Origin of the sequence: Clostridium sp. CM74B_53 (assembly GCF_036318045.1) — a bacterium.
GTDB lineage: Bacteria > Bacillota > Clostridia > Lachnospirales > Lachnospiraceae > Pilosibacter.
Window position 1 is genome coordinate 1 of record NZ_JAWQDE010000024.1, and the last position, 26,708, is coordinate 26,708.

General features: G+C 47.2%; 13 protein-coding genes and 1 pseudogene. 10 read left to right on the plus strand and 4 right to left on the minus strand.

What is annotated here, in order from left to right; translation table 11 throughout:
- The 3 genes and pseudogenes from V2546_RS15770 to V2546_RS14785 all read right to left on the minus strand — a co-directional run.
- Nucleotides 1–78: pseudogene (locus V2546_RS15770) on the minus strand (IS200/IS605 family transposase); the annotation flags it as partial.
- 323 nt (nucleotides 79–401) lie between these two features.
- Entirely contained in the window at nucleotides 402–1,013 is a 612-nt protein-coding gene (locus V2546_RS14780) for a hypothetical protein (protein ID WP_329752722.1), read from the minus strand.
- Nucleotides 1,006–1,764 carry a LytTR family DNA-binding domain-containing protein gene (locus tag V2546_RS14785; RefSeq protein ID WP_329752723.1) on the minus strand — a complete coding sequence of 253 codons (759 nt, stop codon included), beginning with the start codon at nucleotides 1,762–1,764 and terminating at the stop codon, nucleotides 1,006–1,008. Before V2546_RS14785 ends, V2546_RS14780 begins: the two co-directional genes overlap by 8 nt.
- 229 nt (nucleotides 1,765–1,993) lie before the next feature.
- Here V2546_RS14785 and V2546_RS14790 point away from each other — a divergent pair, with 229 nt between their 5' ends.
- The 4 genes from V2546_RS14790 to V2546_RS14805 all read left to right on the plus strand — a co-directional run bounded on the left by V2546_RS14790 (nucleotide 1,994) and on the right by V2546_RS14805 (nucleotide 12,773).
- Nucleotides 1,994–4,543, plus strand: coding sequence for a hypothetical protein (locus tag V2546_RS14790; protein WP_329752724.1), 2,550 nt, complete (start codon nucleotides 1,994–1,996; stop codon nucleotides 4,541–4,543).
- 79 nt (nucleotides 4,544–4,622) lie between these two features.
- Complete coding sequence (locus tag V2546_RS14795) at nucleotides 4,623–5,858, plus strand: hypothetical protein (RefSeq protein WP_329752725.1); 1,236 nt, start codon at nucleotides 4,623–4,625, stop codon at nucleotides 5,856–5,858.
- Nucleotides 5,859–6,129: 271 nt separating this feature from the next.
- Nucleotides 6,130–8,640, plus strand: coding sequence for a YDG domain-containing protein (locus tag V2546_RS14800; protein ID WP_329752732.1), 2,511 nt, complete (start codon nucleotides 6,130–6,132; stop codon nucleotides 8,638–8,640).
- Nucleotides 8,641–8,957: 317 nt separating this feature from the next.
- Nucleotides 8,958–12,773, plus strand: coding sequence for a YDG domain-containing protein (locus V2546_RS14805; protein WP_329752726.1), 3,816 nt, complete (start codon nucleotides 8,958–8,960; stop codon nucleotides 12,771–12,773).
- Between the two features lie 132 nt (nucleotides 12,774–12,905).
- Here the strand turns inward: V2546_RS14805 and V2546_RS14810 are convergent, their stop codons facing one another.
- Nucleotides 12,906–13,112, minus strand: coding sequence for a hypothetical protein (locus tag V2546_RS14810; protein ID WP_329752727.1), 207 nt, complete (start codon nucleotides 13,110–13,112; stop codon nucleotides 12,906–12,908).
- Nucleotides 13,113–13,391: 279 nt separating this feature from the next.
- Here V2546_RS14810 and V2546_RS14815 point away from each other — a divergent pair, with 279 nt between their 5' ends.
- The 6 genes from V2546_RS14815 (at nucleotide 13,392) to nspC (ending at nucleotide 26,557) form a co-directional block, all read left to right on the plus strand.
- Nucleotides 13,392–13,781 (plus strand): hypothetical protein, encoded by a 390-nt coding sequence (locus V2546_RS14815; RefSeq protein ID WP_329752728.1) that lies wholly within the window; start codon nucleotides 13,392–13,394, stop codon nucleotides 13,779–13,781.
- A 150-nt stretch (nucleotides 13,782–13,931) separates the two neighbouring features.
- A complete protein-coding gene (locus tag V2546_RS14820) occupies nucleotides 13,932–21,023 on the plus strand; it encodes a YDG domain-containing protein (RefSeq protein ID WP_329752729.1) in 7,092 nt (2,363 codons plus the stop codon).
- Between the two features lie 526 nt (nucleotides 21,024–21,549).
- A complete protein-coding gene (locus tag V2546_RS14825) occupies nucleotides 21,550–23,004 on the plus strand; it encodes an aminotransferase class V-fold PLP-dependent enzyme (RefSeq protein WP_329752730.1) in 1,455 nt (484 codons plus the stop codon).
- Nucleotides 23,005–23,099: 95 nt separating this feature from the next.
- Nucleotides 23,100–23,954 (plus strand): polyamine aminopropyltransferase, encoded by an 855-nt coding sequence (gene speE / locus V2546_RS14830; RefSeq protein ID WP_015553676.1) that lies wholly within the window; start codon nucleotides 23,100–23,102, stop codon nucleotides 23,952–23,954.
- A 2-nt stretch (nucleotides 23,955–23,956) separates the two neighbouring features.
- Nucleotides 23,957–25,216: a saccharopine dehydrogenase family protein gene (locus V2546_RS14835; protein ID WP_144364680.1), complete on the plus strand. Its 1,260-nt coding sequence runs from the start codon at nucleotides 23,957–23,959 to the stop codon at nucleotides 25,214–25,216.
- A gap of 207 nt (nucleotides 25,217–25,423) precedes the next feature.
- Nucleotides 25,424–26,557, plus strand: a complete 1,134-nt coding sequence (nspC, locus tag V2546_RS14840) for a carboxynorspermidine decarboxylase (protein ID WP_329752731.1) — start codon at nucleotides 25,424–25,426, stop codon at nucleotides 26,555–26,557.
- The last annotated feature ends 151 nt before the right edge of the window (nucleotides 26,558–26,708 follow it).

A 26,708-nucleotide genomic window follows, 5' to 3' on the forward strand; every position in this document is an offset into this window, starting at 1 on the left:
TCTTTCTATACTTGCATACGAAAATAATATGATACTGTAACAAATATTTGTGTCTGTTTTTGATTTCCACGTTTCCATAACGCAAGTATAGCACAAACCTCCGCTTCCGGCTACCTTAACCCACCGTTTAAAGCCAGTGGGATTGCGGTAGCCCTATTTCAAAAAATACCAAAACATAAGGAAGACGGAAGCTGGGACGGCACGGACAGCTGGCGCGGGCAATAAGGGAACAGCCGAAAAAGATGACTGGTAAGTCTCTGTTGGTAAGAGAGTAAGAGAACTTTGGCGCAATAAGATCATGTAAAAATAAAAACAGTTCCGGCGATATGGACAGAAGTGTCTGTATGCCGGGACTGTTTTTATGTAACAGGAAATTAAGATAAAAGAAATCTTGCATGGCATTATTCCCGTATGATATCAAGCAGGGTGTCATCTCTGGTTTCGAACCATTTCATAAAGGCATACCATTTTTTGCCATAAGACGTATGCTTCCGAACAAAAAATGTATAGACGATCATGATTACCGCCATCTCGATCATTCCGAAAACAAGTCCAAATGCGAATATATCGGTTATTTTGTTGGATTCATCATTAGAAATCACGCCTTTCAGCTGGTTTTGGTCATCTAATAATAAGGTTAATGCTCTCTGATGCGGAAAATCTGTATCAAGATTCAATCCAAGTCTGGAGACATCATATTGATAGGAGCTGCCTTCTGTATACATTACCGTGGTCGGACTGGTTCGTACTCCTCCTCTAAAAGTCGTTGCATTATAAGCTGTCAGCAATTCATTTGTCTTCAGGTTCTGGATATGATGGCTTAATAGTACAGTGCCACAACAGATGATTATGGATATAAAGATCCAGAGAAGGCAGTGGAATATCATTTTCTTAAAGGCGTTTGTTACCTTTGCATAGGTTGCATGATCTAAAGTTCTTTGCCCATAATCTAAAGCCGCTGCAACTTCATCAAAATTAATAGTGGTATGTAGAAATAAGCCCGCCTTACTCATCGGTTATCATTCCCTTCCGCATACAGGTAAACAGGTATTCCATAAATGCTTCCTTTGTCTCTTTTTTCTTTCGTCGGCTGCAGAAAAGGCAGGAACCATTTTTCAGACGGACAGAACCATCCTCCTCCACAGAGATCACCTGCGAAAAATTGAGGAGGAGACTGCGGCCGCTCATATAAAAACGTCCGCCCTTTGGCAGCAGCGCCATTAGATCCGAAAAAGAGAGGCGCGTGGCAACGTCCCCTTTTAACGTGTGGATGATCAGGCGGTGATTCTGCGTTTCCGCGTATAAAAAATCATCCAGAAGAATCCGCTGGCAGGATGATTGCCCCTGTCCAAGGACAGCCTGAATCTCAATGTAAGCCGGTTCGGAAAGAAAGGTGCGGATCTCATTGAGGCACCAGTCCAGAGCGTCTGCATCCACCGGCTTTAAGAGATAGTCAAGCGGATGTACCCGGTATCCCTCAAGGGAATAATCCCGCTCATTGCTCACAAAGATAAGAGGGATCCGTGCGGCAACAGTTCGAAGCTTTTCGGCTGTTTCAATCCCGTTCAGACCGTTTTTTGCAAGCATAATATCCATAAATACAGCGTTGAAAAGACCGGGGCGGAAAGCCTTTAAAAAGGCTTCACCGCTCTCATAGCAGGTAAAATCAGCCATTTCTCCATGCTCCTCGAAATTCTTCTGTATTAAATCGATCAGATGCTTCTGATCGAAAACGCAATCTTCCACAATAGCAATATGCATCATAATTGCAGCACTCCCTTTATCACGATGCTTCTGAACCAATTAGGTCGAGGTTTGACCATTTGCGTCGAGGTGGTTTTCAGAAAAACACGTAATTGATATACTATTAGTATAGAAGATTATGCGAAAAATGTAAATATTGCGGGAACTTGATGTTTATCTCAGTCGAGAAGACTTCCACCGCTTTTTGGTGGTAGTAATAGCAAATTTGTCTCAATGGGAGGAAAATGGTATGAGAAAAAAATCGAAACGAATTTTAGCAGCTGCATTGTCTGCTATATTAATATGGAATACATGTGAATGGCAGCCGCAGGCATTGGCGGCCGGTTCGCTGCAGCGGATCGGGGCTGAAACGGGAGCAGATGATACTGCGGAAACAGCAGAAAAAGAAGCTGCATTAAAAAAATCTGCATTAAAAGCCTCTCCGTCGGATGCTTCTCCGTCGAATGCGGAAGTAAGAGATAACCGCGGCGAGTCAGGTGCAAACGGAGCACCAAACGGCACAGCAACAGGAGCAGAGACAAAAGCAGAGATAGAGGCGTTTCTGGAGCTGGATGAGGCCATTGCAGTGCAGAAGCTCTCTCTGGGTGCCAAAGAAAGCGATATCGTTCTTCCAGATACTCTGGAGGTTCGGATGAAGCAGGAAACCTCAGAGGATACTCCAAAAGCAGAAGGGGAACTGCAGATAGATGCGGAAGCTGACACCGAAAAAGAAAGCTCAGAGACGGATGCAGATGAGGATATCAGCAGGATTTCCGGCGTGACATGGAAGCTGGATATCAATGAGAGCGACTATCCGGAATTTCACGGCGGGATCTCCCCACAGGATTATTTTGAAGAATTTGACGAGGATGGAGAGCCTATCGAAACCTCCGATAAGACTTGGAATGGCTATTATGAGGCGAATCAGGACTACAACGGCTGTGCCTATGTCTACACACCGGTTCTGCCGGAGGAATATTCAGTGGGAGAGGAGGCAAAGCTTCCGGAAATCTGCGTTCTCGTAGGAGAGATGCAGCTGATGACTCTGGCAGGCGGGGAGTATAACCTGAATAATCAGCCGCTGCTCATTAATAGCACTAATCAAAATGATTTTAATGGAAAAACCATTACCGGCATCTATTGTCCTACCAATCGACCAGAGCTTACATATACAGACATCAAGGGCGGTATCATAATTGATAATGTTACGGTCGATCTGACCATTAAAGATGTAACGATCAAATCTGATGGAGCCAGAGGATGGAATCTGGCTGGTATTTACCTGAAAGGTAATGCCCAGCTGAATCTGACCTTAGAAGGAAAAAATACTCTTTTGGGACTGGATGAGGGAGCCGGAATCGAGGTTGAGAAAAATGCAACGCTGGTTATTACAGAGCAGAGTAAAGGAAGCCTGAGGGCAGTGGGAGGTGCCTATGGTGCCGCTGGTATCGGAGGAAGAGCCGGATCAACAGGTTACGAAGGTGAAAATGAGGAATACGGAACAGGAAAAATTATAATTAAGGGCGGAACCATCGAAGCTGTAGGTGGAGATTGGTGGGTTCGTGCGGATAATTATCATGGAGGAGCCGGAATCGGAACCGGTCTGTATGGAATCGGCGGAACCATTAAAATACTGGGTGGAACGATAACCGCAGAAGGAGGAAGGGAGACAGGAGCCGGAATCGGAGGCGGAGCTGGTGGAGGTGTAGACACGATCGTAATCGGCGGAGAGAATGGCGAAGCTCCCAATATAACCGTATCTTCTTATAATAATAAAACATCAGGATATCAGGGAGCTGCCATCGGCACCGGATGGAATGGAGTGAGTGATTTAAAATTATCCTGTGGCGATATCCGGATATTAAGTGGATCTGTTACGGTAAAGGGCGGAAATATTGGTTATGGAGTGTTAAAGGTTGTTGATGGAAATAGCATGGAAGGCGGCAGTGTCACTATTTCCGAGGCGGTGAAGCTGGAGCTGCCGGTTGGAAGCAACATTAAGCCCCGGGGAGACTGTACCTACGGGAAGAAAACATTCCGGATCACCGCTTATGATAACCAGCTACCAGATGGAACCTATCAGGCTGACATATCCCTGTATCGGGAGAATGATACAGAAAAAGCAAATCCGGTTTATAAAACAAGCACTCAGATGACTGTCTCCAAATTCAGGGGAACGATACCGGATATAACCCAGTGGATAGGCTATTCTGGAAATATGCAGATGGTTGTAGAGCTGAAGCCTTCCGGTGGCGGGGGAGGTAAGATGATGGAGGGAAAGGTTGTTCTAAATAAAGGAATGGATGAAACCATCTCCGTCACGCTTGGAGAAACTGCCTACCAGAAGACAATGGATCTGACTATCCATGATGGCCGTTTGAAGAATGATAAGAATTATACACTGACGGCTCGGTTGGGGGAAGAAGCAAGTGAAGGCGGTACTGCACCGGATGTAGTAACCTATTCATCTAAAAAAGCTTCCGGTTATCAGATAAAGACCGGTAAAGTCAGCTGGTATACGCCCCTGTCCGGAGAGGTTCCGGTATCGGTTCTGGTACAGGAAGAAGGAGGGAAAGGAGAAAATAATAGCTTTAAAGTAACAGGAACCCTCACGATGAAGTCAGAGGAGGAAACGAATCTTTCCCTCACCATCGGAGAACCCCTGTACCCTGTCCGGTTCCACTTCTATTCATCAAAGGTGCAGGCGGTAGAAAATGTATCCCTGACAGCCGGACGGCTGGCTGGAGCTGCTTCAGAAGCTCCGGTGGATAAAGCAGGACAAAGGCCAGTTTGCCTTTGACGGGAAGCTGACAATCGATGCAGAAGCAGGCAATCATGCATATGCCCTGGCATATCTTCCGGCCGGAAATTACCGGTTTGTGATAAATACAGGTATTGCAGGTTTAGGCAGCTCCGGCGGAAGCTTTACTCTGGACAGTGAAACGGTAAAGGCAGAGGCTGCCGGAACGGATATTCCCATATTAAATGAGGCAGAGGCACTGGAGGGAGAGTTGGATCTTTCCCTTGGAAATATATCTTTTTCCGAGGCAGATGGTAAGCTGACAATTTTATATTCTAAAACAGATGGTTCCGGCCAAGTGGTTACAGCAAAGCTGATAGACCAGCCCTATGATAAATGCTATCGGATCACTTCATCTGAGCTGGTAGAGAATTATCATCTCTCTGTGAATACCCCAGCTTCCGAGGAATTAAAGCTCGTATTAAAAAACCTTACGATTACACCGGCAGAGGCTATCGCACCAATTCAGATAAACGGAGCGTCCCAGGTGACCACCTATCTGGAAGGGGAAAACAAGATTTCGATTAATAAATCAGCATCTTCATCAAGGTTCACTGTTTCACCTGCCGGCATCAGTGTGGCGAAGGATGCAAAGCTTACGATTGACAGTGAGCCGGGACAGCCGGGCTCCATAGAGGTGCTCAATAATACAACGGTAGACAAGACTGGTGCAGCAATTGGAGGAAATGGAGGAGAGGATGCAGGAACCATTCACATCAAGGGGGGAACTGTAACTGCAACTTCCACTTCTGGTTCTGACGGAGCTGCTATCGGTGCTTCGTCAGAAAAAAATGTAAAAGAAATACGGATCAGCGGAGGAGTTGTAACTGCAAAAAGTAGTGATGGTGCCGGAATCGGAACAGGAAGTGCTACGAAGGATAGAACCGGTAAAATCGTGATAGAAGGCGGAACGGTGAATGCAAGCTCGTGGAAGGGTGCAGGAATTGGAAGCGGTTCTGGATATGCCGCTGGAAGCCCAGCGATAATTGCTGAGATTGAGATTCATGGCGGAATGATTACAGCCTATTCTTATTCTGGAGCCTGCATCGGAAGTGGTAGAGACAGTTCATCGAGAGTGCTGATTGACGGCGGCACAATATGCTTAGATAATAAAGACGCATGGAATAGGGACGTTGCTCATATTGGAAAGGGGGGGGGAGAGTTCTACAAAGGCATCAACCGATGTGAAGATTATGGGTGGAACGATCCATCTGATCAATGCGGGTGCATATATAAAAAGCCCTATGATTTATGGCTGGGAAAAGACTGCAGATGGAACATGGCAGAAGAATACACCAAAAGATGGGAACGGTAACCCGGTTTATTATACCACAGCGGATCTGACCGGTATCAATGAGAATAATACACTGGTTGAAAAAGCGGGTATTGAAGGAAGCTCCTACGGCTTTAAGGATGTCCGGACAGATTCCAGCGGAAAGCTCTATATGTACCTTCCGGCTTCGGAGGCAGTGAAAGCCTCCTTTGGCGGTGTGGAATTTACCGGGAAGGTTGAGGCAGGCAAGGATGAGAATGTATTGGAGCGTGAACAGACCTCCATTGATTATCAAAGGGAAGTCCTGAAAAATATGGCTCTGTATGATCTCGAATATACGGCATACCCGAGGAATGTATCTTGGACAAAGATCCCGGCAGGCGGCGAGGAGACTCTGACGGGAATTCTGGATAAACCGCCGACGAGTGCGACCGAGAAGATTACTCTGTATGTGCGAAAAGCGGACGCAGGTTCCGAAGCAGCCGCAACCGAGATAAAGATTCCGGTAAGACCGAAAAAACCGGATCCGATACAGATAACAAATGTAACGAAAGACAGCTACTCTATCAGGGTAAAGGGACAGCCCGTTTCCGGTTGTGAGTACGGAATTTCAGAATCTGCGGATGGTGAGCTTCAGTGGCAGACGGGGAAGACGTTTACGTCGCCGAAGCCAGCTCACACCTATTATATAACCCTTCGTGTGAAAGCAACGGAAAACAGTTTTGCATCGAAGCCAGCTGATCGTTTGGAGGTGACAACACCGGATGCATTACTAATCGACGGTCCCGCCGGCAAAGTATCCTTTGAAACGACGGGAACCTATGGACAGACACTTGATCAGATTCCGGTACAGCTGGCAGAGGGATTTCAGGTTGTTAATTATAGTAGATCACCGGTTTCTGGAACATGGAGCTTCAGTAAGGTTCAGGAAGGAACGTCCGCTTCCTCCATTTATCCGGAGGTAAAGGGAACCACTGCATATCAGGTAGAATTTATACCGACAGAAACATCAGAAGGGCAGTATGGAAAACCTTTGACCCAAAGTGTGATTCCAGAGATATCTCCGAAAGAGTTGACTGCAGTTCTTTCGACACCTATTGAAAAAGACTATGACGGAAGTACCGGTATCGCATTAGAGGCGACGGTGGAGATAGAAACTCCGGGTCAGAGCTCGGGTCAGAGCTATACTATCAGTGGCCTGAAAGGAAGCTTTGAAGATGCCAATGCCGGAACCGGTAAGGCGGTAACCATTGATTCCTCAAAGGCAAGGGTTGAGACGGGTGAGAGTGCAGTGAATCTGCAGAATTACCTTATCACATATCCAGCCCAGACCGGAACCATCCATCGGATACAGGGTTCGGTTTCAATCGATCCGCAAGCATGGACCGGAGAAAAAGCCTATGGAGATGACAGCTTTTCCTTGATGGGTGTGAAGGTAGTGGGAGATGGAGCTCTGACCTATACAAGCTCTGATGAAAATGTTCTTACCGTGGATGCACAGGGACAGGTGACCATCAAAGGCACTGGTTCTGCAGAGGTAAGCATCACCATGGCAGACGGAAGGAATTACCTTGGCGCAAGCACACCGGCAGAGGGAACGATCACCATTGAAAAAGGAACCTTTATCCTTACCTTAACGGCTGTGAACCGGAGTACCGGAGCGCAGCAGCCGGAAGGGATTCTCGGAACCTACGAGGATGATTTTGATATCATTGCAAGTATTCAGGGAGCGTATGGTGACAAGCTGCAGGGTAAGATCCGCTTCTATGATAATGGAAATCAGGTTCCGGATACGATCCCTGTAGGGGAAGCTGGAACTGCGGTTCTCAACCTGACGAAGCCGGGAGTCGCATCCGTAGGAACGCACAGGATGACAGCCGAGTTTGATTTTGACACTTACGATGTGTGGGCGGCCAAATACAACACGCCTGCTCCGGCTGCGTATACCTTCGCAATCGGAAAGGTGGCTGTACCGCAGATCACTTGGCCGACGGCAGCGTCGGTGAAGGCGGGAAGTCCTCTGAGTGATTCTGCCTTATCAGGAGGAAGCACCGAATACGGAAGCTTTGCATGGAAGGATCCGGCCCAGACGGCACAGGCGGGCACCCATAGCTACGAGGTGGTATTTACACCGAATGAATGGGCATCCGCTCGTTATGAGATCGCAGCAATGACCGGTACGGCAGAAGTGACAGCAACGGAAGATAAGCCGGATGAAACGGAAAAGCCGGGTGAAACGGAAAAGCCGGGAGAAACAGGCAAGCCGAACGAATCGAATAGAACGGATGATTCAGATGATTCGGATGAGCCGGAAAGACCGAGTCGCAACAACCCGTCCTCCGGTAAGGATAAAACCTCTGGCAGCGGTGTAGTCAGCCAGGATTCAGTCAAAGGAACGATCGACAGTATGGCAGGAATTATCACAGGAGAAACAAACAGCTTTGTCAATGACGGAAAGAGCCATTGGATGATGGATGAGCATGGCTGGTGGTTACGCTTTGCAGATAATACCTACCCGAAGGGAAGCGTGCGTGATTCCGGTGGTGTTTCGCATTGCTGGGAGCAGATCAACGGAAAATGGTGGGCCTTTGATGAAACGGGTTATGCTAAGACAGGCTGGTTAAGAGATGAGGATTACGGCGGCTGGTTCTATATGGATCTGGAACACGGCATGCAGACCGGCTGGGTGCTTCTCGATGGAGTCTGGTACTATTTTAACCCGAGTTCCGATGGAAAGAGAGGGATTATGTATGCCGGACAAAGGACACCGGATGGATACTATGTAGATAAAAACGGTGTCTGGGACGGAAGAAACAAGCAGTAAAGCGAGCTTCAAGTCGAATCTCCGTGGGACTTGGCGCGTGATTCTGGTCAGCGAAGCTGACATGCTTCTATCAGAATCACTGCGCATCTTCGCGGAGAGATGTTCTTGCACTAAGTATAGAATAATCCGGAATGGATCCGCAGGCTTTGGGAATCCTTCCGGATTTCTATTTATTTTTTTCCGTGCAAAAAAACAACAATTCGTGTGCATTTGCTTGACATGTCGCGCGGATTATTAAATAATGAAAGTAGAGCAATAGGCTGACTATATGAGCGTATATTAAGTGTGAAAAGGAATCAGAAAGGGGCGTTGTGGTAATGAAAAATACACGAAAAGCAGCGGCAATCTGGCTGGCCATGTCGTTGGCAATATCGACAGCTTTTGGGAATACAGCATGGGGAGAGATTCGGCCGGATACAGGGAATAACCGGTGTGTCCATGTGCATACGGCAGAGTGCTACAAAGATGCAGACGAAACAGCAACTCCATCCCAGATCGGAAAGGAGCCTACGGAATGTACCCACATTTGCAGCGTAGAAAGTGGCTGTATACGGGATACAGAGAAGGAAAATAATGGGAATGCCGACACGTTGGATACTGTTGCTTCCAATACAGGCAAGAATGATTCTAAGAAAGAGCAAGCTGGAGAAAAAGCCGCAGACCGGAAGGATTCTTCTGGTAATGCAGATGAAAATAAAAACTTAAATGATGTGCCTGCTCAGAACGGGGCAGCACTTTCTGTCAGCACGCCATCCAATGCGGAAGATACCACAGCCACAGGTGGAACCGTCACACCGGTTCCACAGACGAAGATCTTGTCATGGTCATGGTTTGATCCGGAGGAAAATCTGCTTGATGGCAGACTGGAACTCACCGGAATCACTGAGGAAGCTCAGCCATCTTTTACAGAGATCATCGAGTATTTACCATCGGCCATTATCGCCCGGGTGGAAGAAGGCAAAGACGGCGAAAACGTTGAAGATGGGGAAGAAAAGAATCTGCTGATCACCAACTGGAGCTGTGCGGAGTATGTGCAGGACGAAGAAGGCCGCTGGCCACTGGAAGGCACCTATGAGTTTAAAGCAGAGCTGCCGGAAGGGTATGAGCTGGCAGAGGGCGTGGATGCGCTGGTGGTGGAAGTGTCTGTGGCGGGAGACCAGGCAGCGGTGACGGCGAATGAATTGCCGGTGTTACGTGTGAGCCCTGCTTCTGGACAGGAACCCAAAACGCTTAATTTTGATGGGGTGAGTTTTTCAAGTCTTAATGGTGTTTTTGATAGTATAATGAAGCAGACAAATATACAGGTTAAATATTTGGGAACGGGAACTGATGGCCAGTATCAATTTCGCTTAACACTAAATGATACTTCAGCAAGTAATATTATTATACCTAATGGAGACTGGGAAATAGTGTTAAATGGTAATAATCAGTTGGATGGGAAGGGAACGTCTTGTGGTGGAATAGGACTTTACATTACTGGCTGGGGAACCCGCGCAACAATTGTTGCAGGAACTGGAGATGCTTATTTGAATGTTAGTAATTATCCAACTACAGGAAAGAACTTAGATGGATCCAGTGGAATACAGGTTGAGGCGCGTTTGACGATAGAAAGTGGAACTATTATAACAAATGCGAATCGTGCAGAGAACAATAATCTATCATCAGGAGCAATTTATGTGACGAGTAATGGAACCTTAAATATTAACGGAGGGGAAGTTAGAGCGACAGGAAATGGAAAGTATGGTCTATGTGCAAGAGGAACAATTAATATGTCTCGTGGTAAATTTGATATTATTGGAAACGGTATAATAGCAGTGGACCATGAGCTAAGTTCTAATTTTACACTTTCTGGTGGTACAATTAACATCAAATCCCCGACTGGTCATACGGGACTTAGTACAAAAGGCAACCTGACGATTAAGGGTGGGAGCATGAATGTAAATATTCTTGAAATAGTGAATAATACTACAATGATAGTAGAAGGAGGAATATTAGAGACTGGAGGAATAAAGATTGGAGATAATGGTAAGCTGATAAATAAAGGAATGCTTATTGTACATGGTAATTTTGAGGGAAATGGAACGATTAAAAATACCGGTACAATCAGTGGAAATGGAACTGTGCCGGAAGGAAACAGAACAGATCCTGGTGGTATCAGATTTATCCAGCCTGCGGATGTTCCGTATAAGGATGAATTGGTAGTGGATGTTAAGACTTGTGCGGAAATTGAAAAGCCAGAGAATGCAGGTGCATTGACATATGGAATTCTTAATGAAAGCACAGGAAAAGGTACTATTGATACGAATGGTTTGTTGACAGTTAAAAAGATAGGTACGTTTGTAATTCAGGTTACAACAGAAGGGACAGGAGTCTATACACCTGCAAAGCCAGTTACGATAACATTGAAGGTTACTCCGGGAACATATCCTGCTAGGTGGGATTTAAATGTGGAAGCTGCTAAGGGTGTATATAATGGTGCTGAGGGATATCCAGCAGCTACAATTAAATATAAATCGCCTGGTATCCCAGCTGATGCAAGGTACGAATATCAGCTTGCTGCAACATCGAACAGTAGTAATTTACCAGATCAATGGCTGTCAAAGTGCCCAAGGATTGTAAATGTAAATGATTCTGGCCGGTATGTATTTATAAGAGTGCTCACAGACAATTATCAGCCGGGAATCTTTGTTTCTCATAATCAAACGGAAATTACCCAGCGTAGCTTTGCTTCGGAAGTAACAGTAACGATCGATCCCAGTACTTATAATGGAAAAAATCAGAATCCGAAGATCAAAGTGGTTGAGAACTGGAACGGTTCGTCAGGAAATGAGTTAAAAGAAGATGTCGATTATAGCATTAAGTGGTGGATAAATGAGGACCGTGTAATAGTCGACGAACCAAAGAACGCTGGAAACTATAAGGTTGTTCTGGTGGGAAATGGGAATTATACGGGTGAACAGAATGGAGCTATATTCACAATCAACAAGTGTAAATTAAAATCACAGATAACAGGAGATTCCTTCGATAAAGTCTATGATGGGACTACGGATATTACAGAGGAGCAGAAGCTGGCAATTCAGCTTTGCGACGACAATAATGGTACTCTCAAGCTTCAGGATGTTCGCGCAGATCAGGTGAAGTGGGCATATCGAAGTGCAGATGTTGGAGAGCACGAGATAGATGCGACGATCATCTCGTTAGCAGGTGATCAGGCAAAGAATTATGAGCTGACAGAACAGACGGTATCGCAGCAGGGCACGATCAAGTCTCGTGATTTCGCGTCCATGACCGTATCCGCAGCCCCGCTTACCTACAACGGTACCGAGCAGCAGCCGAAGATCAATGCTTCTGTGGAAACCGGTCTTGAAAATGTAAGCCCGGATGCAACATTTACCTACTCGAAGGACGGTGTCAATTACCAGAGTGAGATCCCGGGCTTTACAGAGGCGGGAACGTATCTGGTGTATGTGAAGGCGTCCATGGCGAATTTCAATGACGCAGTCAAAACCGTTGCGGTGACGGTGACTCCGAAAGAAAGTTCATCTGGCGGTAATTCCGGAAATAATTCTGGAAATAACACGTCCGGAGGCGGCGGCTCCAATAATGGCAGCTCCAGTTCAGACGGGGACAGCTCCGATTATGATGATCCGAACGAAAGTAGTGTTAAAGTAACCCCGAATCCGTCCAACAAGGTTACAAAGGACAGTCAGAAGGGCTACAGAAATGTGGAACAGGGCATCATCACCGGCACAGCCAATCAGACCGTGAACGATGGCTACAGCCATTGGATGAAAGACGCCAAAGGCTGGTGGCTCCGCTTTAGTGACGGTACATGGCCAATGGCCGATCGTACTGGTGCATATCACTGGGAGAAGATCAACGGAAAATGGTGGGCCTTTGATGAAATGGGTTATGCTAAAACAGGCTGGTTAAGGGATGAGAATTACGGCGGCTGGTTCTATATGGATCCGGAACACGGCATGCAGACCGGTTGGATGCTTCTCAATGGAGTCTGGTACTATTTTAACCCGATTTCCGATGGAAAGAGAGGGATTATGTACGCCGGACAAAGGACACCGGACGGATACTATGTAGATAAAAACGGTGTCTGGGACGGAAGAAACAAGCAGTAAAGCGAGTTTCAAGCCGAACCTCCGTGAGACTTGGCGCGTGATTCTGGTAAGAGAAGCTGACATATTCCTGCCAGAATCACTGCGCAGGAAAAAATCTGCTAAAATTAAGCTTGTTAAGCGTTTCGGTGAACGCTATAATAAAAAAGCATTAATCGGCATCGGAAACAGAAAAGCAATTGAATTGAAAGATTCGATTGCTTTTTTTAATTTGGCATCCCCATTCCATCCATGTTCTCCATATAGATGTCCATAAAGACAAGTTGAAAATTGACCTGGGCGCCAGCTTTCAGACAGTTCTGCTCTGTCCTCTGCTCTGTCATCCACAATCGCAATCTGCATCGTGCCATCTCCTTTGCACAATAATCCAATATTAGTATAACATAAAACCGCAGGAAAAACTTGCGTCTTAAACAGGAAACCTGCGTCTTAAACAAAGTCGGTTGCATTTCTCTTGACAAGATGCTACGCTAATTATATTACCAGCCTTTTAGGTGAGAAGGTCCACGAGGATCGCACTGCGGCGGAAAGGAAGAGTGCCGCTGTCGCGCCCCGCCGCAGGCGGAGAATCCTGCAAGCAGGATTCTTTTTCATTTTTCTTTTCGGGAAAGGAGGCCCGGCATGAAAATCGCACTTTGTACGGAATTAAGGAATGCAGAATGGTTTGAGAGCAGGCTGCGCTCCCTTTTTGATGGGGATGGGCAGCTTGCGATTGACGAATTGTGGAATGAGAACCAGCTTGCCCAGGCACTCCGGCGAAGCCGGTACCATGCGGTTGTCATCGCCATGACCGGAGCAAAGGGACTGGAGGCGGCCATTCAGGCGAAGCGGCTGGCACCGGAAACACCGCTTGTCTGGTGGAGTGATGATGAAAACTTCGCCCTGATCGCATATCAGCTTCGTATCCCGGCATTCCTCTCCATAGATTGTAGTGATCAGGAGCTATATGAGGCGATGGAGTCCATCAGGAAACGGAGGTATGGAAATGCGAATTGCGCTATGCAGCTATAGTCAGAAGGGGGAAGCAGTCTCCCGGCTTCTTTAGGGAAAAAGGGGAAGTAATGAATCAGGTGAGAAAGAAAAGTATGAATAAAAAATATTACCGGAGAGAACAAAACCGTCACGCTATATAGAAAATAATGACAACAGGAGGAAATGGATATGAGGTATAAAAAGAAGAAACGGCAGATCGTATCTGCAGCATTGGCGGCAATGATGGCGATGCAGTTATGCATACCGTCTGCAACGTTTGCTGCAGTCCCTACAAAAAAGTTGAAAGTGATCACGGGATTTACGGAATTACCGGAGGAGGTCGCGCATATTCAGATCCCTGCGGATGCCGGAGAAAACTTTGAGGATTATCTGAATTTCCCGGAGACGATCGAGGCTTCGGTGGTGGAATATAAGAACGTGAATCATCAGAAAAATAATGCGGATCGCGATAAGGGCGCGGAAGATGAGAAAGCGGCAGCAGACGACCGTGATAAGAAAGAAGACTTTGGAATTGCTACCGGCAGTAATGCAAAGAAAGAAAATCTGAATGAGGAGGAAACTCCGGAAACAGAAAATTCAGAAAACGTGCCGGATAGCAATGATGAGGAGGAAGCAGATAAACAGGAAGTTCAGGAGAAAGACCAGCAGGGTACGTTTCTGATCGCGACCGACAGCAATGCCGGGGATTTTCTTAAGGATTATGAGTTTGAAGATGAGGAAATCTCAGAAGATATCCCGGTGCTGACGGATATCAGCGTTACTTGGGAGCCGGATGGGAACCGGGAAGATGAAAGTGGTTTCTATTATTATCTTCCGGTTCTTCCGAGAGAGTATATTTTGGCAGCGGGCGTGGAGCTTCCGGAGATCGAGGTCAGCATGGACGGCGGAATCGCTTTGCTGGCATCAACAGATACTTATAATATTGCGAATGGCGGTATCAACATCAACAGCAACACATTGGAACAGTATAATCATGCGACTATCACGGGAAGCAGTACGACCAATGTTATTCTGGTTAATGGTGTGGAGGCTACAATCACGATTTCAAATCTGGATATCCAGATACCGCTTGTTAAGAACGATGAGACAGCGAGTACCTGGGTACCGGCGATCCGACTGGTGAATGGTGCAAAACTGAATCTGATTCTGGAGGGAGAAAACACGCTCAAGGGCGGTGATATGTGTGCGGCTATTGAGGTGCCGGAAGGCTGCACCCTGACTATCAGCGGAGAGGGAAGCTTAAAAGCAACCGGTGGAGAAGGCGCCGGAATTGGTGCGTCGAGCAGGAGAAATGGTTCCTTGGGGACGATTGTGATCGACGGAGGCGATATCAAAGCTTATGGCGGCGGGATGGCAGTAGGTATTGGCGGCAGTGCAGAGGGTGGCAGCGGTACCATTATCATCAACGACGGAACTGTGTACGCCATGGGCGGACATGGAAGCTACTACAAGGATATTAAAAATGTATACGGTGGAGCAGGAATTGGCGGTGGACCGTACGGCTGCGTGGATAGGATTGAGATCAATGGTGGCAATGTGACAGCCTGTGGAGGATATGCTACGAACGCAGGAAGACACCCCGGAGCCGCAATCGGCACTGGCGGCGGTGGAGCAAAAGCGGTAGAAGGTGGATACAAGTATGGTGAGATTGTGATCAATGGTGGAACGGTTTCGGCCATTGCGTATAATAATGAAGTATATGCGATCGGTATCGCAGTGAAGCCCGGTCAAGCGCTGCCGGAGGGTAGTACCTTGGAGGGCTCCATTTCCATCAGTAATGAAGCAACAGTAAACTTAAATGGCGGCGATTATTTCCCGAAAAGTGAAAATTCCGGACTGAAAAACTATACCATTCAGGGCACGATTGCGGATGTACGATTCACCGAAAGCACTTATCCGGTGACAATCAGCGTGGGAGAGATTACCTGGAATGCAGGGACGATGAAGGTGAGCGATTATCAAGGTACACTTAAGGCATCCAATTATCTGAAGCCATTAACGCCAGGGAAACCGGTAACGGTACAGGTGACGGTTGGAGACTATGTTTATCGGATGGAAGCTGACGTTGCTGATGAGAATGCAACGATCACTTTGAAGGCCGCAACTCCTCTTTATGAGACAAGATTAAAATTTGTTTCCACGGCGATCACGAGTGATCAGGTATTACAGGCAACCGATATCACGATCAAGCAGAATGGTGAACCGTTGAGCAATCAAGAAGGTCAAAGTGCAGCTATGGTCATTCCTTCCATGCAGATTTCGTATGATGAAGCGAACACGGGACATCTGACGGTATATCTGCCGGAAAATAGGAATAACACAGAGATTTCGGTGACGGTACCGGGCTTAAATGACGGCAATCCGATCACAGTATCAGGTAAGACGATTTCGACAACACCAAATGAAATTACGATGTTTTATGGTGATACCTTTTGTAGTCATGAGCACTATAATGCAGATGGATTTTGTGAAGCATGTGGTGCATATCAGGAGGCAGGAACGTGGAATGGATATTATGAGATTTATAATGCCGGTCAGCTTTTCTGGTTTGCAAAGCAGTTTAATGATAGTAAAATCCCTGATAACAGCAATCTGAAGCTGATGAAGGATATTGAGATCCCGGACGGATATGCCTGGACAAGCATTGGAAACATAGATAATAAGTATTTCAGGGGGAATATTGAGGGAAATTATCATGTAATCTCCGGACTGCGACCTGCTGCTGACGGTACAAGTCATAAGCGGGGACTGGTGGCAAGGATTCAAGATGGGAGTGTACAAAATATAGGGCTGGTGTTGGAAGATGGTTGGACTTTCGGGTTGTGTCATACCGCTGTTGGTACCAATATTCAGAATTGTTTTGTAGTAGGAACAAATTTTTTAAATAATTCTTCAAACGGAACGGTGACTAATTGCTTGGCTGTATCAGGAAAACTGGAAGAAACTAAGTACTCGAATAATCATAGGGCTACTTTTACGAACTGTTATGAGACAACAAAGAGTGCTTATAGTTCTCCGGGTATTACTACTCTAGATAACGAAGAAAAACTGAAAAAACTGAAATCCGGAGAAATTGCCTATAAATTAAACGGTGATCAATCAGATGGTACGTGGGGACAGGTGATCGGAACGGAGGATTACCCGCATTTCCGCAAGTACAGTAAGACGGTATATTATGATTCAGCTGCTGGTACATATTCTAATAATAATGCGGCAAGTATCACTTCCGCAGCTGTCACGGATATTAAGACGATTTCTGAAAAAAAAGCGACTGCTACACTTAAGGCAACAGGAACTCCCGGAGCAGAGGTTAAGTTTTTCTTAACCTCCGGCGAGGATGAGCGGACAGGGACATTAGATGATATGTTCTCGAAAGGAACGTTACTTAAGGAAAGTCCTTCCGGAAACTATGAGTGTACTATTGAGAATTTAACTCCGGACACAGAATATCATGTCAGACTGATGATTAAAAAGGATGGTACGTTATCTCTTGATGTAACCTATGTAAATTTCCGGACAGAAAAAGTGCGGCAGGAGGCACCTAATGCTGCTGATGTTTCTATCAATTACGAACAGGAGACTTTAGAGAATAAAGCTTCCTGCGATTTGGAGTATGCTGCTTCTAAGGATGCACAGTCATGGACAACGATAAGACAGGGTGGTATGGTTCGTCTGACAGGGCTGCTGGATAACATTCGTGAAAATGGTGGGTCTGTACCATTCTATATTCGCAGGAAAGCATCCTCGTCCATGTCAGCCAGTGAAGCGGTTTTGGTGGCGAATTTGCAAACACAGGCGATTCCGGGAGAATCGAACAAGCCGAATATTGATTATGGGAAGGAAAAAATCACAATTTCCTCATCTTTACAGTATGTGATTGTAAACGGAACCAATACCTCTCCAAGCTGGACATCTGCAAAAATGGGCAGTGGATCAGGAATTTCGATTACAGACATCATTTCTTCCGATCATGAGAGTACGGTTTATTATCGGTATGCTGCAAGCAACACGGATAAGAAATTTGCCGGAAAACCCGAAAGTATCACGATTCTTAAAAGAACGGCAGCACCGGCTGCAATAACTGAGGATGAGGTGGATATAACCGGTACGACGATTACCATAAACAGAACGAATCCGGAAAATGACATTGAGTATGGATACCGTGATGTAGATTCAGACGGAGCATTTACATGGATTGACGGTACGAAAATTCAGGGATTATATCCGGCACATGGATATCAGGTAACCAGCAGAATAAAGGCGAAAGAGAATGCATTTGCTTCTGAGAGAACGGAACCGCTTAATGTGTCTACCAGGGATACACTGAGAATTGTAGGAAACGGAACACAAAAGTGGAATGCGAAGGGGACTTATGGGGGTTCACTTGCTCAGATTTCGGTTTCCCTGGCTTCTGGTTATGGTGTTTATAATGGTGCAAATCAACTGGTAGCCGGAACCTGGAACTGGGAACCGGAAAATAGTAGTCCAGCATCTGGTATTTATCCGAATGTAAAAGGTAACAAGGCTTATACCGTGAAATTTACACCGACAGATTCAAGTGCTTCATACGATAGGACATTAACAGATTCCGTGGTACCGGAAATTTCTAAGTACCAACTGCAATTATCATCAGTTGCGGTAGAAGATAAGACCTATGATGGCACGACAACAGCAACTGTACAGCAGCCATTCATGATAGACACTGGTGTGAATACAGCTGCCGGAAATGAAAAACTGCAGATCACAGGCTTAACAGCCGCTTTTAAGAATGCAAATGCCGGAACCAATAAAGAGGTTGTGATCGATGCCTCGAAGGCAGTGATAACAGGAGCAGCAGCGAGCGGTGGCGGAGCAACAGCCGATCCGGATAACTACCAGGTCAACATTCCTTCCAGTGCAACCTCAACGATCAAAAAAGCAGCATCTTCGATCACGATCAATGATGCAGAGTGGCCGGGAACGAAAACATATGGCGATCCTGATTTTCCATTGACTGGAGTTACCACCGTTGGAGATGGAGCGGTGACCAAGACAAGCGACTCTGCGAATGTACTGACGGTGGATGAAGATGGTCAGGCAACGATCCATGGCGCAGGTACGGCAAATGTAACGATTCGTATGGAAAATGGTACCAATTACACGACAGGTAATAATTCCAGACCGATCACCGTTCAGAAGGGAACCATTTCCCTGAATCTGAAAGCCGGAAAGAAAACAGATCTGATGCAGAGACTCCTGGCAGTTCTTGGAAATGTGGAAGATACTTATGTTCTGACTCTGGAAGCGAAGGGAGCTTATCAGGATGTGCTGGCCGGAACGGTAATATTTTATGAAAATGGACAGCAACTCAATCAGACGCCGATCCCATTGACCAATGGAACCGCGTCCATGGAATATTCGGTTCCTTCTGCCGGTACGCATGAAATTTCGGCAGAATATGTGCTTCCGGCCGATGGCCCAGAGAAGGAAAATTACAATGATCCTGCACAGGTAAGCTGCAGCTTCGAGGTCGAAAAAGCAGATGAGGATCAGATTCAGATCAAAGAAGTGGACGGTAAGCTTTACGGTGATGATCCATTCGAACTGGAACTTACCGGACAGAAGGGAACCGGAGCTGTGAAATTCTCCGTTCCTGCTGACAATGGAGTTCTGGAGTTATCCGAAGTGAACGGAAAAACAGAGGCGAAGATCATCGGAGCCGGAACGGTCCTCGTGACAGCTGAGGTTGCCGGGGATACTGGCTACAATGGAACAACGGTAACAAGAGAGATTACCATTGGAAAGGCACAGACCCCGGAGGTTTCGGTGGCAGCGCCGAAGATTGCACCGGTTCCGGCAGATGCACCGGAGGAAGTAAAAGCGATCGCTAACCTCTTAAAGAACAACGCCCCGGAGATTACCGGACTGGATACTGTGGCAGCAGATCTGATCCGGGAAACAGAAAACGGGGATGTGATCGTAAAAACAGGAGAAGATCAGACGATTTCCGGAGTGGAAGCGAAGGAAAAACTTAAGAAGGAAGGAATCGTTACCACCGAAAAGAAGGTAAGACTTGTGGTTGAGCCGTATATGTCGGTGGAAGTAAAGGGTGTGACCGAAAAACAGGGAGTGAATGTGATCACTTTTGAAATCACTGCATTATACAATGTAAAAGCCACAACAGCCGGAAAGAATGAGACCATGCAGGAGGAAGGAACCGGTAGAAATACCATTCTGATCGGCACAGCAATCCCGCAGAAGGTTGGAATCCCGGTTACGATCACCCTGCCGCTCCCGGCAGATTATCCGACCGAAGATCTCTTTATCCGGCATCTGTTACATAGCGGAAAAATTGCTTATTATCCGGTAACAGTAAAGAAAACGCAGGGAAGTGTGATGGCAGAGTTTGTAAACAAGGATGGCTTTAGTACCTTTGAGCTGCTCTCAGACAGCCGAAAGGGAACGGTTGCATTTGATCATGGAGTCGGAGAACGGAGCTATAGCCTGGAGCAGATGGATGAAGCGCTTCCGACAGTCAGCAAGGATGGAGCTGTGTTCAAGGGCTGGAAGATCAACGGCACGTTGTATACAACTGTGAACGAAGCATTCCTGGATGCGCTGGATCAGGCAGAAGGACATCGTGTGACGGCGCAGGCAGTTCTGGAAAGCAGCAGTCCTGAAACTCCTGATAATCCGAAGGAAGACGATAAACCTGGTTCTGCAACTCCTGATAATCCGAAAGGTGACAGGAACACCGGTTCTGACAGTGACAGAGAGGATACCGACTGGAATGTGACCAGAAATGCATGGGAAACAAAGAAAGTCAATGGCGTAGTCAGATGGAGATACTATGATAGCGATGGACGTCGTGTATCCAATGCATGGAAGCAGATAACGGACAATGGAATGATGAACTGGTATCACTTTGGTGCGGACGGGTACATGGATACCGGCTGGTTTAAAGATGCGGATGGAAACTGGTATTATCTGAATCAGGCATCCGACGGCACGCAGGGAACCATGAAGATCGGCTGGTTTAAGGACACAGATGGGAACTGGTATTATCTGAATCCGGTATCTGACGGTACGCGGGGAGCGATGAAGACCGGCTGGTTTAAGGATGTGGATGGAAACTGGTATTATCTGAACCCGGTATCTGACGGTACCCAGGGAGCGATGAAGACCGGCTGGTTTACAGATCCGCAGGATGGACATCTCTATTATCTGGATCCAAAGACCGGTGCAATGGTGACCGGAAACATACAGAATGATAGCGTGTGATTCTGTTTCATGGGGATCCATCAACTTTTATGGTTGATGGATCCCTGCTCTTATCTTCTCATAGGACAAATGGAAATTTTTACTTGACAGTTCTATGTTTTTTCATGTATGATAGAAATAGTGTGAAGAGACATTTATCGTTTTCATGCAAATGTATGTAATGACCACTCCCGCAGAACAGACTACGGAAGTTAAGCCCATCGGACAGGCGGGTCAAGCGCCGCGTGGGGTTAAGCCCACATTATTGATTGAGTTAAAAGCTCAAATTTATAAGTTGATTACTTTATAATCAGTGTTTGAAAAACACATCATCTTGTGAATCGGTCAATAAGTGCAGGGACAATATATTTGCGATTGCAGACTTGGAAGAAAAAACGATAAAGCTCAGAGGTAGACGGGAGCGGAGTGACGCGCCCCAGACCCCAATGGAATAGAATCGTTTTGAGCAGATGATGGTTTTGGCGTCATCTGCTTTTTTTATTATTCAGATGATGCGCAATCAATAAAATGCGTGAGGAACAAAACCATGGACAGAGAGAGACAAAAGAAAGCCCCGATCTATGAAGCGCTCGAGGCATTTAAAAAGAAGAGAGTTGTCCCGTTTGATGTACCGGGACATAAGAGAGGACGCGGAAATCCGGAACTGGTACAGCTTTTAGGCGAAAAATGTGTATCTTTGGACGTAAACTCCATGAAGCCGCTTGACAACCTCTGTCATCCGGTCTCCGTGATCCGTGAGGCGGAAGAGCTTGCGGCGGAGGCATTCGGAGCGGCCAGCGCCTATCTGATGGTAGGCGGAACGACATCTGCGGTCCAGAGCATGATCCTCTCGGTGGTAAAAGCCGGAGATAAAATCATCCTGCCGCGAAACGTACATAAGAGCGTCATCAACGCTCTGGTGCTCTGCGGCGGAATCCCGATCTACGTAAATCCGGAGATGAACCAGAAACTCGGTATTTCGCTGGGAATGCAGGTCGAAAAAGTAAAACAGGCCATCGAGGACAATCCGGACGCGGTTGCGGTGTTCGTCAACAACCCGACCTATTACGGCATCTGCTCTGATATAAAAACGATCGTACAGCTTGCCCATTCGAGGGGCATGAAGGTCCTCGCAGACGAAGCCCATGGAACCCACCTGTATTTCGGAAAGAATCTTCCGATCTCCGCAATGGCAGCGGGAGCTGATATGGCGGCGGTATCCATGCACAAGTCCGGCGGAAGTCTGACCCAGAGTTCGCTTCTTCTTTTAAATAAGGGAGTGAACACCGATTATGTGCGCCAGATCATCAACCTGACCCAGACTACAAGCGCATCCTACCTGCTTCTTTCCAGTCTTGATATCTCAAGACGAAATCTGGCTCTCCGCGGTGAGGAATCCTTCGCGAAGGTCGTTGAGATGGCAGAGTACGCAAGACGGGAGATCAACTCCATCGGCGGCTACTATGCTTACGGAAAAGAACTGGTGAACGGGGACAGCATCTTCGATTACGATGTGACGAAGCTTTCCGTATATACAAGAGACATCGGACTTGCGGGAATCGAGGTCTATGATCTTCTGCGCGACGAGTATGATATTCAGATCGAGTTTGGAGATATCAGCAACATTCTTGCTTACATCTCCATCGGAGACCGGATTCAGGACATCGAGCGTCTTGTGGGGGCTCTCGATGATGTGGAACGTCTCTACAAAAAGGACAGCGCGGGACTTCTCTCCGGTGAGTATATCTCCCCGAAGGTCGTGATGTCCCCGCAGAAAGCGTTCTACTCCGAGAAGGTCTCTGTTCCGGTGGAAGCGTCTTCAGGAAGAGTCTGTGCGGAGTTTGTGATGTGCTATCCGCCGGGAATCCCGATCCTGGCGCCGGGGGAGATGATCACGGACGACGTGGTCCAGTATATCCTGTATGCGAAGAAAAAGGGATGCTCCATGCAGGGAACAGAAGATCCGGCGGTGGACCATCTGATGGTGCTGGCAAATATATAGCATGAATTTTTAACGGCATTGCATCCGTATGCGGACAAACAGGATGTCTGCCCGCATACAGGCTTTGGCCAATACGATACAAGGAGTCACGAGATATGGAATTCTGGTTTTCAGAACTGCACACCGGAAACGTCAAGCTGTCCATCAAGATCGAAAAGCAGCTGTTTTCCGGGGAGAGTGAATATCAGCGGATCGACGTGTTCGATTCCGAGGAATTTGGAAAATTTATTTCTCTGGACGGGGAGATCGTATTCTCCGAGAAGGACGAGTTTATTTATGACGAGATGGTGACCCACGTGCCGATGGCGGTCCATCCGTGTGTGAAGGACGTACTGATCATCGGCGGCGGCGACGGCGGTGTCGCGAAAGAGCTTTTGCAGTATGACTGCGTGGAACATATCGATGTCGTGGAGACGGATGAGATGTTTGTGGAGGTTTCAAGAAAATTTTTCCCGGAGGTAGCCTGTGCCTTAGATGATCCGCGTGTCGAGGTCCACTATGATGATGGTCTGAGATTTTTAAGAAACAAGAAGGCAAAGTATGACCTCATCATCAACGATTCCACAGACCCCTTCGGCCATACGGAGGGACTGTTCACGAAGGAATTCTACGGTAGCTGTTACAGTGCCTTAAAGGAAGATGGAATCATGGTCTACCAGCACGGAAGCCCATTCTACGATGAGGACGAGCTGGCCTGCCGCAGCATGCACCGCAAGGCATTCCGCTCCTTCCCGATCAGCCGTGTGTATCAGGCGCATATTCCAACCTGTCCGTCCGGATACTGGCTCTTCGGCTTCGCTTCAAAGAAATATCATCCCATCAAGGATTTCAAACCCCGGGAATGGGATGCATTAAATATCGAAACATGGTATTACACGACACATCTTCACATGGGAGCGTTCATGCTGCCGAAGTATGTTGAGGATCTTTTAAAAGAGGAGGAAAAATAAACATGAGCAGATTAATGATCATCGGCTGCGGAGGTGTTGCGTCCGTAGCGATCCACAAGTGCTGTCAGAACAGTGATGTATTCACAGAAATCATGATCGCAAGCCGTACCGTATCCAAGTGCGATGCCTTAAAGGAGAAACTTCAGGGAACTACAAAGACGAAGATCACGACCGCGAAAGTGGATGCTGACAACGTGGACGAGCTGGTGGCTTTAATGGAAAGCTACAAGCCGGATGCAGTGTTAAACGTTGCACTCCCGTATCAGGACCTGACGATCATGGATGCATGCTTAAAGGCCGGCGTGAACTATATCGATACCGCAAACTACGAGCCGGAGGACACCGACGATCCGACCTGGCGCGCGATCTATGAGAAACGCTGCAAGGAAGAGGGCTTCACCGCATACTTCGATTATTCCTGGCAGTGGGCATATCAGGAGAAATTCAAAGAGGCTGGACTTATGGCACTCTTAGGAACAGGTTTTGACCCGGGCGTCACAAGCGTCTTCTCCGCATATGCGTTAAAGCACTATTTCGATGAGATCCACACCATCGACATCTTAGACTGCAACGGCGGCGACCATGGCTACCCGTTCGCTACAAACTTCAACCCGGAGATCAACCTCCGCGAGGTATCTGCAAACGGCTCCTACTGGGAGAACGGCCACTGGGTAGAGACAAAGCCGATGGAGATCAAGCGCGAGTACAACTTCCCGCAGGTCGGAGAGAAGGATATGTACCTCCTGCACCACGAAGAGATCGAGTCTCTCGCGAAGAATATTCCGGGCGTAAAGCGCATCCGCTTCTTCATGACCTTCGGCCAGAGCTACCTGACCCACATGAAATGCTTAGAGAACGTTGGAATGCTTTCCACTTCCCCGATAAACTTTAACGGACAGGAGATCGTTCCGATCCAGTTCTTAAAGGCGCTTCTTCCGGATCCGGCATCCTTAGGTCCGAGAACCGTCGGAAAGACAAACATCGGCTGTATCTTTACCGGTGTGAAGGACGGAAAAGAGAAGACGATCTATATTTATAACGTATGTGACCATCAGGAGTGTTACAAGGAAGTCGGCTCCCAGGCCATCTCCTACACGACTGGCGTACCGGCAATGATCGGTTCCATGATGGTAGTAGACGGAACCTGGAAGGGCGCAGGTGTATTCAACGTCGAGGAGTTCGATCCGGATCCGTATATGGAAGCGCTGAATAAGTGGGGACTTCCGTGGGTTGTGGATGAAAATCCTCAGATCGTGGAATAAAAATTTGAAAATGATGACTGTTCGGCAGATTCGTGCTGTCCGTGGGAAAAATGCGGAATGTGGAACAGTTTCAAGTACAGAAAACACCTCTGGCAGGAACGAGTTGTCAGAGGTGTTGTTGTATTGTGATGCGGCAGTAAAAATGAACTTCGTTTTCTGGTAGGACTGAAATGTGTATCGGAAACGAGTCAGTAATTGGAGAATAAAATGAAGATTAATGAATTACCCACTCCATGTTATGTGATCGATGAAAAAAAACTTAGAGAAAATCTGGAAATCTTAAAGAAAGTCAAAGACGACACCGGCTGCAAGATCCTCCTTGCACAGAAGGCATTCTCGAACTTCTTTGAGTACCCGCTGATCGGGCAGTATCTGGACGGAACCACAGCCAGCGGTCTTTTCGAGGCAAAGCTTGGATATGAAAAAATGGGAAAGGAGAATCATGTGTTCGCTCCGGCCTTCAAGGAATCCGAGATCGGCGAGATCACCGATATCTGCGAACATCTGGTATTCAATTCTTTTTCCCAGCTTGAAAAATACGCGGACTTCTGCAAAGAAAAAGGCGTCAGCATCGGCATCCGCGTAAACCCGGAGTGTTCCACTCAGGGCGACCACGCGATCTATGATCCATGCGCGCCCGGCTCCAGACTCGGCGTGACACTGGCGAATTTCCGGGAAGATCTCGTGGAAAAGCTTGACGGGATCCATTTCCATACTCTCTGCGAGCAGAACTCGGATGATCTGGAGACGACTCTGAAAGTTGTGGAAGATAAATTCGGAAAGTATCTGAAGCTTCCGAATATCAAATGGCTCAACATGGGCGGCGGACACCATATTACGAGAAACGATTACGACATCGACCGTTTAGAGCGCTGCATCCGCCATATGCAGGAGACATATGATGTCACTGTCTATGTGGAACCGGGGGAAGCTGTGGCGTTAAACGCGGGATATCTCGTGACGGAAGTCATGGACATTGTGGATAACGGGATCAGGACGCTGATCTTGGATGCTTCCGCTGCCTGCCACATGCCGGATGTGCTGGAGATGCCATACCGTCCGCCGTTAAAAGACTCCGGCGAAGCAGACGAAAAGCAGTACACCTACCGTCTCTCATCAATGACCTGCCTTGCGGGTGACGTGATCGGCGACTATTCCTTCGACCACGAGATTCAGATCGGCGATAAACTCTATTTCGAGGACATGGCGATCTACTCCATGGTAAAAAACAACACCTTCAACGGCATGTGCCTGCCGTCCATCGCGCGAATGGATGAGAATGGGGAGTGCAGTGTGGTGAAAACCTTTGGGTATGAGGAATTTGTGAGAAGACTGGGATAAAATAGAAACATGATTATAGAAAACGGGGCTGTCGCATTAGCAAATATTTTTTGCTGGGCGGCAGCCCTGCTTTATGCCCAAATGGCATCGAAATCGGTCACGTTTTCGATGCCATTCTTTATAAACGCAGTTCATTCCCAGGCATCCCTTT

Bases quoted from the DNA above. Each gene is read 5' to 3' on its own strand.
- V2546_RS14785 (WP_329752723.1), bottom strand. From the start codon at position 1,764: ATGATGCATATTGCTATTGTGGAAGATTGCGTTTTCGATCAGAAGCAT.
- V2546_RS14820 (WP_329752729.1), top strand. From the start codon at position 13,932: ATGAGGTATAAAAAGAAGAAACGGCAGATCGTATCTGCAGCATTGGCG.
- V2546_RS14790 (WP_329752724.1), top strand. From the start codon at position 1,994: ATGAGAAAAAAATCGAAACGAATTTTAGCAGCTGCATTGTCTGCTATA.
- V2546_RS14825 (WP_329752730.1), top strand. From the start codon at position 21,550: ATGGACAGAGAGAGACAAAAGAAAGCCCCGATCTATGAAGCGCTCGAG.
- V2546_RS14810 (WP_329752727.1), bottom strand. From the start codon at position 13,112: ATGCAGATTGCGATTGTGGATGACAGAGCAGAGGACAGAGCAGAACTG.
- V2546_RS14815 (WP_329752728.1), top strand. From the start codon at position 13,392: ATGAAAATCGCACTTTGTACGGAATTAAGGAATGCAGAATGGTTTGAG.
- V2546_RS14800 (WP_329752732.1), top strand. From the start codon at position 6,130: ATGGCTCTGTATGATCTCGAATATACGGCATACCCGAGGAATGTATCT.
- V2546_RS14835 (WP_144364680.1), top strand. From the start codon at position 23,957: ATGAGCAGATTAATGATCATCGGCTGCGGAGGTGTTGCGTCCGTAGCG.
- V2546_RS14805 (WP_329752726.1), top strand. From the start codon at position 8,958: ATGAAAAATACACGAAAAGCAGCGGCAATCTGGCTGGCCATGTCGTTG.
- nspC (WP_329752731.1), top strand. From the start codon at position 25,424: ATGAAGATTAATGAATTACCCACTCCATGTTATGTGATCGATGAAAAA.
- V2546_RS14780 (WP_329752722.1), bottom strand. From the start codon at position 1,013: ATGAGTAAGGCGGGCTTATTTCTACATACCACTATTAATTTTGATGAA.
- speE (WP_015553676.1), top strand. From the start codon at position 23,100: ATGGAATTCTGGTTTTCAGAACTGCACACCGGAAACGTCAAGCTGTCC.